Annotated in this window: 13 protein-coding genes and 1 riboswitch; of the genes, 8 read left to right on the plus strand and 5 right to left on the minus strand. The window is 63.3% G+C overall.

What is annotated here, in order from left to right:
* Positions 1–8 precede the first annotated feature (8 nt).
* Together gcvT and ACN2XU_RS11255 are read right to left on the minus strand one after the other, a co-directional pair.
* Positions 9–1,133, minus strand: a complete 1,125-nt coding sequence (gene gcvT, locus ACN2XU_RS11250) for a glycine cleavage system aminomethyltransferase GcvT (RefSeq protein WP_419410535.1) — start codon at positions 1,131–1,133, stop codon at positions 9–11.
* 157 nt (positions 1,134–1,290) lie between these two features.
* A riboswitch (glycine riboswitch) is annotated at positions 1,291–1,379 on the minus strand.
* 16 nt (positions 1,380–1,395) lie between these two features.
* Positions 1,396–1,878: an RrF2 family transcriptional regulator gene (locus ACN2XU_RS11255; RefSeq protein WP_419410536.1), complete on the minus strand. Its 483-nt coding sequence runs from the start codon at positions 1,876–1,878 to the stop codon at positions 1,396–1,398.
* A gap of 94 nt (positions 1,879–1,972) precedes the next feature.
* On the opposite strand from ACN2XU_RS11255, the gene ACN2XU_RS11260 reads away from it, so the two are divergent.
* Positions 1,973–2,536 (plus strand): gamma-glutamylcyclotransferase family protein, encoded by a 564-nt coding sequence (locus ACN2XU_RS11260; protein ID WP_419410537.1) that lies wholly within the window; start codon positions 1,973–1,975, stop codon positions 2,534–2,536.
* The gene (locus tag ACN2XU_RS11265; RefSeq protein WP_419410538.1) at positions 2,533–3,771 is read left to right on the plus strand and encodes a DUF2254 domain-containing protein; all 1,239 of its coding nucleotides are present in this window, start codon (positions 2,533–2,535) and stop codon (positions 3,769–3,771) included. Before ACN2XU_RS11260 ends, ACN2XU_RS11265 begins: the two co-directional genes overlap by 4 nt.
* On the opposite strand, the gene gltX is transcribed toward ACN2XU_RS11265, so the two are convergent.
* On the minus strand, positions 3,768–5,102 hold the full coding sequence (gene gltX / locus ACN2XU_RS11270; RefSeq protein ID WP_419410539.1) for a glutamate--tRNA ligase: 1,335 nt from the start codon (positions 5,100–5,102) through the stop codon (positions 3,768–3,770). The genes ACN2XU_RS11265 and gltX overlap by 4 nt on opposite strands.
* A gap of 110 nt (positions 5,103–5,212) precedes the next feature.
* Between gltX and ACN2XU_RS11275 the strand changes: the two genes are divergently transcribed.
* From ACN2XU_RS11275 to ACN2XU_RS11285, 3 genes are read left to right on the plus strand one after another with little or no spacing between them, the layout of a single operon-like run.
* A complete protein-coding gene (locus ACN2XU_RS11275) occupies positions 5,213–6,154 on the plus strand; it encodes a 1-phosphofructokinase family hexose kinase (RefSeq protein WP_419410540.1) in 942 nt (313 codons plus the stop codon).
* Between the two features lie 58 nt (positions 6,155–6,212).
* Entirely contained in the window at positions 6,213–6,740 is a 528-nt protein-coding gene (gene thpR, locus ACN2XU_RS11280; protein WP_419410541.1) for an RNA 2',3'-cyclic phosphodiesterase, read from the plus strand.
* A gap of 38 nt (positions 6,741–6,778) precedes the next feature.
* Positions 6,779–7,159, plus strand: a complete 381-nt coding sequence (locus ACN2XU_RS11285) for a metallopeptidase family protein (RefSeq protein ID WP_419410542.1) — start codon at positions 6,779–6,781, stop codon at positions 7,157–7,159.
* Between the two features lie 4 nt (positions 7,160–7,163).
* Here ACN2XU_RS11285 and ACN2XU_RS11290 read toward each other — a convergent pair whose 3' ends face one another.
* The gene (locus ACN2XU_RS11290; protein ID WP_419410543.1) at positions 7,164–7,742 is read right to left on the minus strand and encodes a hypothetical protein; all 579 of its coding nucleotides are present in this window, start codon (positions 7,740–7,742) and stop codon (positions 7,164–7,166) included.
* A 181-nt stretch (positions 7,743–7,923) separates the two neighbouring features.
* Between ACN2XU_RS11290 and ACN2XU_RS11295 the strand changes: the two genes are divergently transcribed.
* The gene (locus ACN2XU_RS11295; protein WP_419410544.1) at positions 7,924–8,757 is read left to right on the plus strand and encodes a VPLPA-CTERM sorting domain-containing protein; all 834 of its coding nucleotides are present in this window, start codon (positions 7,924–7,926) and stop codon (positions 8,755–8,757) included.
* A 3-nt stretch (positions 8,758–8,760) separates the two neighbouring features.
* Here the strand turns inward: ACN2XU_RS11295 and ACN2XU_RS11300 are convergent, their stop codons facing one another.
* Complete coding sequence (locus ACN2XU_RS11300; protein ID WP_419410545.1) at positions 8,761–10,422, minus strand: NAD+ synthase; 1,662 nt, start codon at positions 10,420–10,422, stop codon at positions 8,761–8,763.
* Positions 10,423–10,574: 152 nt separating this feature from the next.
* Between ACN2XU_RS11300 and ACN2XU_RS11305 the strand changes: the two genes are divergently transcribed.
* Positions 10,575–12,035: an MORN repeat-containing protein gene (locus ACN2XU_RS11305; protein ID WP_419410546.1), complete on the plus strand. Its 1,461-nt coding sequence runs from the start codon at positions 10,575–10,577 to the stop codon at positions 12,033–12,035.
* The gene (locus ACN2XU_RS11310) at positions 12,035–13,087 is read left to right on the plus strand and encodes a glycosyltransferase family 4 protein (protein WP_419410547.1); all 1,053 of its coding nucleotides are present in this window, start codon (positions 12,035–12,037) and stop codon (positions 13,085–13,087) included. Before ACN2XU_RS11305 ends, ACN2XU_RS11310 begins: the two co-directional genes overlap by 1 nt.
* Positions 13,088–13,093: the final 6 nt, after the last annotated feature.

The following is a 13,093-nucleotide window of genomic DNA, read 5'->3' on the forward strand; positions in this document are numbered from 1 at the left end:
CTGTTGGATTATCTCTTGAAGCCTGCCGGAACGAAGGGCAGCTTGGCAACCTGAACCGGCATGCGCTTGCCGCGCACCTCACCGAAAAGCGTTGTACCCACCTCGGACAGGGCACTTGGGACATAGCCCATGGCCACCGGTCCACCGACTGTCGGGCCAAAGCCGCCGGACGTCACACGGCCAACCGCCTTACCGCCCTCCGCTTCGGCGAAGATCTCGACGCCTTCGCGCATCGGGGCGCGCCCCTCCGGCTGCAGGCCGACGCGCCGGACCGGCGTCCCCTCAGCCAAATCCTTCAGAATTCGGTCAGCGCCCGGAAAGCCGCCTTCCCGCGCCCCGCCACTGCGGCGAACCTTCTGGATGGCCCAGGTCAGCGCGGCATCCACCGGTGTTGTTTCACTTGAAATATCATGGCCATAGAGACAAAGCCCCGCCTCCAGCCGCAACGAATCCCGCGCGCCAAGACCAATCGGCGCGACAGTCTCATCGGCAAGAAGCGCCCGCGCGAGTTCGACCGCATCGCCATTGGGCACGGAAATTTCAAAGCCGTCTTCGCCGGTATAGCCCGACCGCGACACCCAGCATTCCGCACCGGCAATCGTGACGGTCGCCACATCCATGAACCGCATCCCGGCCACATCGGGGCAGAGCGCAGACAGTGCCGCCGCCGCGCCCGGCCCCTGCAGCGCCAGAAGCGCCCGGGTCTCGATCAATTCGACCGTAACGCCTTTTGGCTCCAGCGCGGCCGTCATGCGCGCCACATCCGCATCCTTGCAGGCCGCGTTGACGACCACGAACAGGTGATCGCCGCGATTGGCGATCATCAGGTCGTCTTCTATGCCACCGCTGTCGTTCGTGAAGAAGCCATAGCGCTGGCGCCCCTCGCCAAGGCCGATCACATCGACCGGCACGAGGCTCTCCAACGCCGCTGCCGCTCCGTCGCCACGCAGCACAACCTGCCCCATGTGCGAGACATCGAACAGACCGGCCTGCGCGCGGCAGTGCTGGTGCTCCTTGAGCACGCCCATGGGATATTGCACCGGCATCTCATAGCCGGCAAACGGCACCATCTTGGCGCCTAGCTCCAGATGCAGATCAAACAAAACTGTCTTTTTCAGGTCGTCTTCGGCCATACGCCCTCCGGTCCGTCACTCCCGGACCACGGCTTGCGCAGGGGTGCGGGCATTTCGGCGCGGACTTATCCCGCGCCATCCATGCCCCCTCTGTCCTTTGGCCTGAGATCGTTATCCCTTCGGCGGGCGCATCCGGGCGCCACTCTCCAGAGTGTCAGATATCGCAACGGTCCTGTGGCCTGAGAGTTTCCGGGGCGGTTGCTCCTTCGGCACCGGCATCTCCACCGGTTCTCCCATCACGATGAGCGCATGGATAAGCGAGTTATTCTGCGGTGGCAAGATCAGCCTGTGACGTCGCAACGTGGCAGGGCTGCACTGGCTGTAAAATGTGCATCAAAGGTGCATTGTCGCAGATCAATGCATCAAGACTGATCGGATCAAGCGTCGCGTAGAAAGCCCCGGCCGCGTCGTTCAAAGCAGTTCGCAGACGGCAGGCCTCGGTCAATGGACAGGTGTTGTCCACATCCGCAAAGCACTCGGCCAGCGGCACCGGCGCCTCAAGAGCGCGAAAGATCTCGCCGATGTGAATCTGATCCGCAGGCCGCGACAATTCCAACCCGCCATTGCGGCCCCGCTGCGTGTGCAGATAACCCAGCTGAGCCAGCTGATTGATGATCTGCGCAAGATGGTTTTCCGACGCATTGCAGGCCCTGGCGATCTCTGCTTTTGTCACAAGGCGACCGGGGTTGACCGCGCAGAACATCAGCACACGCATGGCAATGTTGGTTCGTTTGGTTACCCGCATCGGATTGCCTTTTGCTCGGAAAGTCCCAAGTGTTCCTATACCGATCGCGGCAAAGCCGGATTGACATACATCAATACGAGGCCGCTTATTCTTCATGTGTGATGCATATTTTTTTGGATATGGCTCTCTGGTCAACACCTTAACGCACGGATACGACCCGGTTTTCCGGGCAACGGCGCGGAACTGGCGGCGCGCATGGCGCTACACTCCGGATCGCTCGGTTGCCTATCTGACCGCGATTCGCGCGCCGGGTCACAGCATCGACGGCCTGATCGCTCCTGTACCCGCAGAGGGCTGGGCCACCCTGGACCTGCGCGAGGCGGCCTACGACCGGCTCCCAGCAGGCCATGAGGTTCATCACGAGGCGCAGGCCTCTGACATCGCGATCTATGCCATAGATCCGGCGCGCCTGCATCGGCCCGACGACGATCACCCGGTACTCATGTCCTACCTCGATGTCGTTCTTCAGGGCTATCTGCGCGTGTTTGGCGAAGCTGGCGCGCAGGACTTCATCGACACGACCGACGGTTGGGACGCACCGATCCTCGACGACCGGAGCGATCCCGTCTATCCCCGCGCACAATCGCTCACCCGCGACGAGCGGATCTTCGTTCGGGACGCCCTGCGTGCGCTCGATTGCAAGGTCCTGGTCCGGTGAGCCTGTCCAAGTACCTCATGCTCGCGCTGCGCCTGTCGCGCAATCTCGGGGTGCGGGCGCTTCTGATGACCCTGCTCGCGCTCGTTTCTGTCTTCGTCGCGCCGCTGTTCGACTGGCTGATCTCCGACGCACTGAAGGAACGCTTCGGACAGGAGGCGGTGCTGCCGGTTCTGACCATCCTCGCCTCGTCGATGCTCACCGTGACCACCTTCTCTCTCGGGGTCATGGTTCAGGCGTTTCAGAGCGCCTCGTCCCAGGCCACGCCCCGCGCCTACCGGATTTTGATGCAGGACGGCACAACCCAGACGGTGCTGGCAACCTTCGTCGGGGCCTTTCTGTTTTCGCTTACTGCCATCGTCATGTTCCGCGCCGATATCTACGATGATGCCGCTTCGGTTGTGATCTTCTTCTTCACCCTTTTCGTGATCGCCGCGATCATTCTCGCTATCCTGCGCTGGATTGGCCATCTGTCCCGGCTTGGCAGCATGGACCATACGCTGAACCTCGTCGAAAAGGCGGCCCAACCGCCGCTCAGGGCGCTATCGACGCATCCCGCGCTTGGCGGCGTGCCATCGGCACAGGCCGAACGCCCGCCGCCGCGGACATTTCCCGTCACCGCGCCGCACTCCGGCTATCTGCAGTTCGTTGACATGCCAAGCCTCAACGATCTGCTGTCGGAGGCCGAGGCCCGGCTCTGGCTCATGGCTCCGCCAGGGCACTATGTCATTAAAGGTGACACCATCGCGGAGCTGAACATCGCGGGCGACGATCTGGCCCGAAAGGCGCAGCCGATGTTCACCATCGGCAAGACCCGCTCGCTCGAACAGGATGCCCGCTTTGGCCTCATGGTGCTGGCAGAGATCGCCACGCGGGCGCTTTCACCGGGCATCAACGATCCCGGCACCGCCATCGACGTCATCCACCGGCTGATGAACCTGCTGCAATCCTGCCCCGGGCCCTCGGAGGAGCCGCCGCAATTCAGCCGGATCATCGCGCCGCAGGTGGCGGCGGATGATCTTGTGCAGGATGCCTTCGATACCATCGCCCGCGATGGCGCGGGACGCATCGAAGTGGTCACACAATTGCGTCATGCGCTGGACCGGCTGGAAGAGTGCGATTGGCCCGCTATGGCCGAAGCCGCGCGGGCCCACCGGCACTATGCTCTCGATCAGGCAGACGTGCACATCCCCGCCGAGGCGGACCGCGATGCGCTCAACCTCTCCAGCCGCGATTAACCGGCCAGGCTCTTTGCCGGAACCTTCTGAAGCAACGGCATCACATCGGCCATCTCCGGGCCCCGCTCTTGACCGGTCAGCGCCTTGCGAAGCGGCATGAACAGACCTTTGCCCTTGCGGCCCGTCGCGTCCTTTACCGCGGCGGTAAAGCTGCCCCAGGTTTCGGTCGTGTACGGCGGGTCCGGCAGCAGGCCCATCGCTTCGGCGATAAAGTCCTTGTCCTCGTCGGCCACCATCGGCTCCGCACCATCGCGGAACAACGCCCACCATGGCGCCATATCCTTGCGTGTAGTGATGTTCTCGCGCACGACCTTCCAGAACAGCGCCGCTTTGTCTTCCGGAACGCCCAGCGCCTCGACATCATCCCTGATCGTCTCGAACGGCAACTGATGCAGCTTCTTCGCGGTCAGCGGATAGAGGTCCTCGACGTCGAATTTCGTCGGGGCCGAACCGAACTGCTCCAGTTCAAAGCCGTCTGCAATTTCGTCCATCGACATCCGCAGTTCCACCGGCTGGCTCGACCCGAGCCGTGCCATCAGGCTCAGCAGCGCCTCCGGCTCCACCCCGGCCTCGCGCAGATCGCGCAGCGCCAGCGTGCCCAGTCGCTTGGACAACGACTCGCCCTGCGGCCCGGTCAGCAGCGAATGGTGGGCGAATGACGGCGGCGTGCCGCCCAGCGCCATGATCATCTGAATCTGCGTCGCGGTGTTGGTCACATGGTCGTTGCCGCGCACCACGTGGGTGATGCCCATCTCGATATCGTCGACCACGGAAGCCAGCGTATAAAGGAATTGCCCGTCGGCCCGGATCAGCACCGGGTCCGAAACCGATGCTGCATCGATCGACACTTCGCCAAGAATACCGTCCGGCCAGACAATCCGCTCTTGATCGAGCTTGAACCGCCAGACGCCATCGCCGCGTTCCGCGCGAAGCTCTGCCTTCTCCTCGTTCGACAGCGCCAGCGCCGCGCGGTCATAGACCGGCGGTTTGCCCATGTTCAGCTGCTTCTTGCGCTTGAGGTCAAGCTCCGTGGGCGTCTCCCACGCCTCATAGAACCGCCCCATATCGCGCAGGCGCTGTGCGGCGTCCTCGTACCGGTCCAGCCGCGCCGATTGCCGCTCCACACGGTCCCACGTCAGGCCGAGCCATTCGAGGTCCTGCTTGATCGCGTCGACGTATTCTTCCTTCGAGCGCTCCGGATCGGTGTCGTCGATGCGCAGCACGAATTGACCGCCGGTCTTGCGGGCGATGAGATGGTTGAACAGAGCGGTGCGCAGGTTGCCGACATGGATGTATCCGGTGGGCGAGGGCGCGAAACGAGTGACGGTCATGGCAGTGCCTCCTGATCCGGCGGGTGTTTTCATACTGCCGGTGATTTGTCCAGATTAGGCTTTCGCCCCGCACGCTCCCTTGCCATGATACCGGTAACCAAGAGGTTTGCATGACGAAGATACTCACCGTCACCTTCAATCCCGCGCTCGATCTGGCCACCAGCGCTGCGCGCGTCGCCCCAAATCTCAAACTCCGCTGCGCCCCCGAAACCGCCGAGGCGGGCGGCGGTGGGGTCAATGTGGCCCGGGCCATCACGCAATTGGGCGGCTCCGCACAGGCCTGGGTGGCGCTTGGCGGTCCAAACGGTGAGGCGCTCGGCGCCTTGCTCGACGGAATGGGTCTTGATTGGGTGCGCATCGACGCGCCCGGCGGCACCCGACACAGCTTTTCGGTCACCGATGACGCCAGCGGCGATCAATACCGCTTTGTTCTCACCGGTCCGGTCTGGACCGAGGCGCAACTGAATGCGGTCTTGGAACGCATTGCAACGGACACCGACGACGATTCGTTCATCGTCTTCTCCGGTTCCATGCCGCCGGGGTCGAAACCGGGCTTCCTGCCCCGTGCCATCGACCGGCTCGGTGCGCGGCGCGTGGTCATCGACACCTCCGGTCCGCACCTGACCCATCAGGCCAAAGGCATCGCCCCCGCGCCTTACATCTTGCGGATGGACAGCCACGAAGCGCGCGATCTGTCGGGCTTGCCGCTGGACACCCGTCTCGACAGCGCGCGCTTTGCCGAAATTCTGCGCCAGCGCGGCGCCGGTTCGATCGTGGTGATCGCTCGGGGCGCAGACGGCTCCGTGATGGCCGAACCCGGCGGCCTCTGGCACGTCACCGCCGCCAACGAAGGCGTGGTCAGCGCCATCGGCGCCGGAGACAGCTTTGTCGGCGGCATGGTCATGGGTCTGGCCGGGGGGCAACCCCCGCAGGAAGCCCTGCGCATGGGCGCCGCCGCCGCCAGCGCCGCCGTCCTGAGCGAAGGCACACAGCTGTGCTTGCCGCAGGACTACGCCCGGCTTCTGCCGATCACCGCGCTCACCCGGCTGTAAACCGCCGGAAACACAGCGTTCACTGGTCCTCCGCGATTCGCTGTGACAGGAATTGGTTATGCGTCTGTTTGTCTCTCTCAACCTGCCCGAAGACCCGCTCACCGTGCTGAGTGCCGTTCAAGACCGCCTGCCCGGCGATCTGCGCCGCGTGCCGGAGGAGAACTTGCATCTGACCATGGCCTTTCTTGGCGATGTGTCCGAAGATCTTGCCCAGGCCGCCCATGAGGGGCTGGAAACCATTCGCGCGCCGAAGGTCGATCTGGCGCTGACCGGCGCCACAGTCTACGGCGGTCGCCACGGGCAAGCCCTGGCGCTCGAAGCGGAAGGAGAGGCTCCGCTGCACGAGCTGCACGACCGCATCCGCGCCCGCCTGCGAGGCGCGGGTGTTACGCTCGAACGCCGTCGCTTTCGCCCGCACGTCACCCTCGCCCGCCTGCCCGGCCGCGTGGACCCCGGCCCGGCCCTTGCCGCGCTTTGCACCGCGCATGTCCCATCGTTTTCGGCCCATAGCTTCAGCCTGATCCAATCCACGCTGCATGATGCGGGTGCCATTTACGAACCACTGGCCACCTATCCGCTTGGCTAACCCTTTCCGGCGGCGCGACGATCCCCCATATCCAGCCCATGGATCAAAATGACTTCCTCAAAGTGGCACAGGACGCGGTCGACACCTTCCCCGCGCCCTTTCGCAAGAGCGCGTTGGAAGTGCTCATACGGATCGAGGAATACCCCGATCCGCAAACCCTTCAGGAATTGGAGATCGACGATCCGTTTGATCTGACCGGCCTTTACAGCGGGATTCCGATGACGGAGAAAAGCTTCGCCGACCCGACCCCTTGGCCCGACACGGTCACCCTCTACCGCCAGCCAATCCTTGCCGAATGGCGCGACCGCGGCGACGTGGACCTGCCGGATCTCATCACCCATGTCGTCGTGCATGAATTCGCGCACCACTTCGGCTGGTCAGACGATGATATCGCTTTGATCGATCACTGGTGGGAGTAATGCCCTACCGGGCTGCCGCGCGCCGCATCATCATCTCGTGAACGGCCTGCATGCCCCGCTCGGCCATGTCGCTGACCTCGGCGGCATGGGTATGCAGCGCCGCGATCAATTCCGGATCGTCAGAGGTCTGCACCACCACCAATCCCTCCTCGGTCACCTCGACCGCTGACTTGATCCCCTCCGCGCGGGCAAAGACGATGTCGAGCGTTGGGCTCTGGATGAACACCTGAGGATCGCTCTTTTGCCCGACCCTGTCGATCATCCCCACGGCATGGCTGACGATCGCATCCATGACCTCCGGAACATCGGAACGCGTCACGGTACGAATGCCGTTCGGCAGATTTTCGACGCTGCGTTCGATCGACCGGAAATTACGGAACATCACCGCCATCTCCGCACTTTCCTCCGGCGTAGCATCCAACCCACGCAGTCCCGGCATGGTCATTTCGTCATGTCCGGTGCCGTCCGCGCCGTGCGTATGGCCCATCCCGCCGCCATGCATCATCTGGGCCGATGCACCTGATGCGGCAATCACCGCAATCAGACTGATCGCACCCAAACGCAGAAACAAACCAAAATGCATCACACTCTCCCGACCCCGCGCCAAGAGACTGGCACATTTGCGACAGACTTAAGATAACATTCCATTCACAGAATGTCATCCAGAACAGACTGCCTCCCGCGCGGGTTGTGGCTGATTTGACTGAATCGCGCGAATCAACCTAAACTTGACGTAAGGTAAAGTTATTTTAAGGAGAATATTCATGCTCAGGACAATCGCACTGACGGCAACCCTCGCCCTCGCGGCGACCGGGGCAAGCGCCGCAACCGTCAATATTTTCGCTGCGGCCACCGCCAACACAAACCTGACGCCGCAGGACAACACTACGGACAACGCCTCGGGCAGCACGATCACGACGCCGGTGTATTCCGTATCGGCCAGTGCCGCTTCCGGAAGCACGTCTGGTTCGTCCAGCTTCACGGCCAACGGCGACGCGGGGACCCTCCGGTCGTTCAGCACCATGTCCGGCAACAACGGCGACGGGACCGGTGACGGCAACACGAACGCAGGCGGCACTCTCACCGAGACTTTCACCCTCACGGGATCCGGTACGTTTACGGCAAGCATCCTTATTGACGGCATGTGGGACCTTACACGAACATTGCCCGGCGGCGGGCCCGGCATCCCGGCATGGCAAGTGCAATCGAGGGTAATGATCGGGACGGGCGGCAGCTATGACTCGCTCTGCCTTGGCACCTCCTGTAGTCCTTCACTGAACACTGCGAACAGCGGGTCTATCGAGGGTTACGCGCTGTCGGTTTCATCGGCCTACACCCTTGGTGCATCCTCCACCACGATCGCCGTCGAGTTCTACCTTATAACACAATTGCTCGCGGGCAACGGAACCATCGACTTCGGCAACACGGCGCAGCTCTGGGTTGAAACCACGGGAACATTGCAGGCTACCGCCGCAGACCCGGACTTTCTGTCGGCATCCAGCCTTGCCGCGCCCGTCCCACTTCCCGCAAGTGCATGGTTGCTGCTGTCGGGTCTCCTCGGGATCGGTCTGCTCCGGCGCAAAGGCGCGGCTGGCTGATCCTCAGCCCTCATCCCGCCAGCGGTTCACGATCGGATAGCGGCGGTCGAGCCAGAAGGCGCGGCGCGTGAGCCGGGCCCCCGGCGCGGACTGGAAGCGCTTGTATTCGCTGATGTAAAGCAGGTGCTCGACCTTCTTTACATCCTCCCGCGCATAGCCCGCCGCGATGCAGTCGGACACGCTCGCCTCGTCGTCCACCAGCATTGTCAGGATGCCATCCAGCACCGGGTAATCCGGCAGGCTGTCACTGTCCTTCTGATCTTCGCGCAGCTCCGCCGAGGGCGGTTTGGTGATGATCCGCTCCGGGATCACCTCGCCCGCCGGTCCACCCATCCAGTCGCGATGATTGGCATTGCGCCAGCGGCACGTCTCGAAGACACGCGTCTTGTACAGATCCTTGATCGGGTTGTAGCCGCCCGCCATATCGCCGTAGATCGTCGCATAGCCCACCGCCACCTCGGACTTGTTGCCCGTGGTCAGCAACATCTCCCCGAACTTGTTCGACAAAGCCATGAGCAGCAGACCGCGCAGCCGCGACTGGATGTTCTCTTCCGTCAGATCCGGCTGGGTTCCCTCGAACAGCGGCGCAAGCGTGTTGGTGATCGCGTCCCGCCCCTCGGTGATTGGCACGAAGTCATAATGCACGCCCAGCGCTTCCGCGCAGGCCTTTGCATCTTCAAGACTATGCTCGGATGTATACTCCGACGGCAGCATCACACAGCGCACATTCGAAGGCCCCAAAGCATCCGCCGCAATGGTCGCCACCAGCGCCGAGTCGATGCCGCCCGACATGCCAAGCAGCACCTTGCCGAACCCCGTCTTGCGGCAGTAGTCGCGCAGGCTCTCGACCATGACGCGGTAATCCTGCTCCCAAGCGCCTGGATGCTGGACGAACGCGCCATCCCGCGCCCGCCAGCCCTCCGGCGTGCGGTCGAAATCGACATGGGTGATGTCTTCGTCGAAAACCGGCGACTGCACCGCCGGACGCCCGTGCGGGTTCAGCACGAAAGAGCCGCCATCGAACACCTGATCGTCCTGCCCGCCGCACATGTTCAGGTAAACCAACGGCAAACCCGTCTCCACGACCCGCGCCACCATGTGGTTCTGCCGCGTCTCGTATTTATTGCGGAAGTAGGGTGAACCGTTCGGAACGACAAGGATCTCCGCCCCGCTCTCGGCCATCGCTTCCGCCACATCGGGATACCACGCATCCTCGCAGATCGGGATCCCAAGACGCACGCCACCGACCGACACCGGCCCCTGCATCCGCTCCCGCGAGAACAGGCGGACCTCGTCGAAGACGTTGAAATTCGGCAGGAAAAACTTGTGTGTCACGGTTTGAACGGCACCGCCCGACAAAATGTAGTAGCTGTTGTGCAGCTTGCCATCCTCACCCGGACATGGCCCCCCGATGCCCAGAACAGGCCCATCACCACAGGCAACGGCCAGCGCTTCGATCTGATCCACCGCGTCGCGCACGAACGCGGGCTTGAGGATGAGATCCTGCGTCTGATAGCCCACAGCGAACATCTCTGGCAGGGCCACGAACTGCGATCCGGCCTCGCGGCCCGCCTCCCAGGCGGCGCGCGCCTTGGCGATATTGCCCGTGATGTCCCCCACCGTGGGGTTCAGTTGAGCCAGCGTCAGGCGGAAGTGATCGCTCATGGCCAGTCCTCTTCGATCCAGTCCCGGTCCAAATAGCAGATGCACGCCCAAGGGGAAGCCCGCTCCGGCAAAAGAGATTGCCCCGGCCCATGGCGTCCTTTACGTTTCAGGTACAGAAGCAAAACCTTACGCAGGATCTGGGCAGGACGCGCATGAAGCTGGCAGGCATCACTTTCACCCTCGCGGCGGCCGTCGCCGGCCTCGCTCTGGCGCAAACGAATGACGAGGTCGTCACCAAGCAATATGACGATGGCGGCGTCTACGAAGGCACCTTCCGGGACGGGCTTCAGGATGGCACCGGCACCTATCGCCTTCCCAATGGGTACGAATACACCGGTGACTGGGTGCAGGGCGAAATCAAGGGTCAGGGCGTTGCCCGTTTTCCCAATGGCTCGGTCTATGAAGGCCAGTTCGCCAAGGGCAAACCCGAAGGGATGGGCAAGATCGTCTTTGCCGACGGCGGCACATACGAAGGCTCGTGGCTCGATGGCAAGATCACCGGACAGGGCGTCGCGGTCTACGCCAACGGTGTGCGCTACGAGGGCGCGTTCCGCAACGCATTGCACCACGGCAAAGGCGTAATGACCTCCCCCGGCGGCTATGTCTACGAGGGCGATTGGGTCAACGGGGTCAAGGAAGGCGCGGCCAAGATCACCTACCCGGATGGCTCGGTCTACGAAGGCCGCGTGGCGGATGGCGAGCGGGAGGGCTCCGGCAAACTGACCATGACCGACGGGCTGATCTACGAAGGCACCTGGCGCGACGGGCAGATCGACGGTCAGGGCAAGCTGATCCAGCCGAATGGTGACGTCTACGAAGGCGCGCTTGTCGATGGCCGCCGCGAAGGCCGCGGCAAGGTCACCTACGCCAATGGTGACACATACGACGGCGAATTCAACAACGACCAGCGCCACGGCACCGGCACCTTCAACGGCAAAGATGGCTATAGCTATACCGGCAATTGGGTTTCCGGCCAGATCGAAGGCAAGGGGCAGGTCACCTATCCCGACGGCTCCGTTTATGCCGGCGACTTCAAGGGCGATCTGGCCAATGGCAAGGGCAAGATCACCTACCCCGACGGCTCTACCTACGAAGGAGATTGGGTCGATGGCGTGATCGAGGGCGACGGTATTGCAACCTATGCCAACGGACTGACCTATCAGGGCGGCTTTCGCAATGCGCGCAACGAGGGATTCGGGGTGATGACCTACCCGGACGGCTACCGTTATGAAGGCAACTGGCAAGGTGGCCAGCGCCACGGCGCGGGCAAGGCAACCTACCCCGACGGAACAGTCTACGAAGGCCAGTTCCGCGACGGTCAACGTCACGGCCTCGGCACGATCGTGATGTCCAGCGGCTTCCGCTACGAAGGCGAATGGGACAAGGGCGAGATTTCCGGCCAGGGTCTCGCCACCTACGCCAACGGCGACGTTTACGAAGGAAGCTTCCGCAATGGCAAGCGACAGGGGCAGGGCATCATGCGATACGCCACCGGGCAGCAAGCCAGCGGGGAGTGGATCAACGGCGCGCTGTCCTCCGACGGCGCCACAACCAGCAATGGCGTGACCCCGGAAAACCCCACCACCCCGGAACCGGCCGCCGACAACAACTGATGGCGCGCATTCTCTTCGCGTTACCGCGCTTTCACACAAACCTGTGGTTCGCCGTCCGGGCCATGTTGGCCGCCGGACATGAACTGCAAATCCTGGCAAACGGCAGCGGCAGCGGCGAGGATCACAGCCTGTTGACCCCACGGGTCATGGGCCGACATCCGGCGCAATCCGACGTCGACGCCGCCGTAGACGCTTTTCAACCCGACCTCGTGGTCGTCCGCAACGCCTGGGCCCTGTCCCGGCGCGCAGCGCGGGCGGCACGGACGCGCAACATTCCGGCGCTGCTCTACAATCTGCTTCCGATGAATGCGCCAACCTCGATACTGCGCCGCGCAGAGCTGGCCTGGAAAGGCTTGCCCCGACAGCGTATTACCCCGGTGCCTGGTCTGCCCGGCGCCTCGGGCCGGTCCGATCCCTTTGGCCATTATCTGCCCTGGCCGGTTGCCGCACTGCCAACGCCTGCGCCCCTGGCAAAGCCCGGCCCAGGGGCCAAGCTGCACATCGTCTGCATCGGAAAGCTTGGCCTGCCGCGCAAAAACCAGCCGGAGCTGATCGACGCGATGGAGGCCGCCGGTCTCGACGCGCACTACCATGTCACCCTCGTCGGCTCCCCCGCCAAGAGCGACGACCCGAAGCAGGCCGAACATGCCGCCCGCATCGAGGCGCTGTCAAAACACGACTGGATCACCCTGCGCTCCGGTATCACCTTTGCCGATATGGCCAACGTCTACGCCTCCGCCGATGTCTGTGTCCTGCCCAGCTTCGCAGAGCCGCTCGGCGTCTCCCCCGTCGAAGCCATGGCCTATGGCGCGATCCCGGTGATTTCCTCCGACAGCGGTTCCGCAGGCTACCTGAGACAGGGCGAAAACGGTTTCATCATCGACATGCATCAGCCGAAAACCGTCGCCGATGCGCTGCGCCGCATCGCAGAGGCACCCGCCCTGCGGCAGTCCCTCTCCGCCGCAGCCCGGCACAAGACCCAGACCGACCTGTCGGAATCCCGCTTTCTCGAACGTCTCGACACCATCCTCGCCGCGCACATCCGGCGCTGAACGAAA

The sequence above is a fragment of the Pacificoceanicola niger genome (genome assembly GCF_048553275.1).
Classification (GTDB): domain Bacteria; phylum Pseudomonadota; class Alphaproteobacteria; order Rhodobacterales; family Rhodobacteraceae; genus Pacificoceanicola.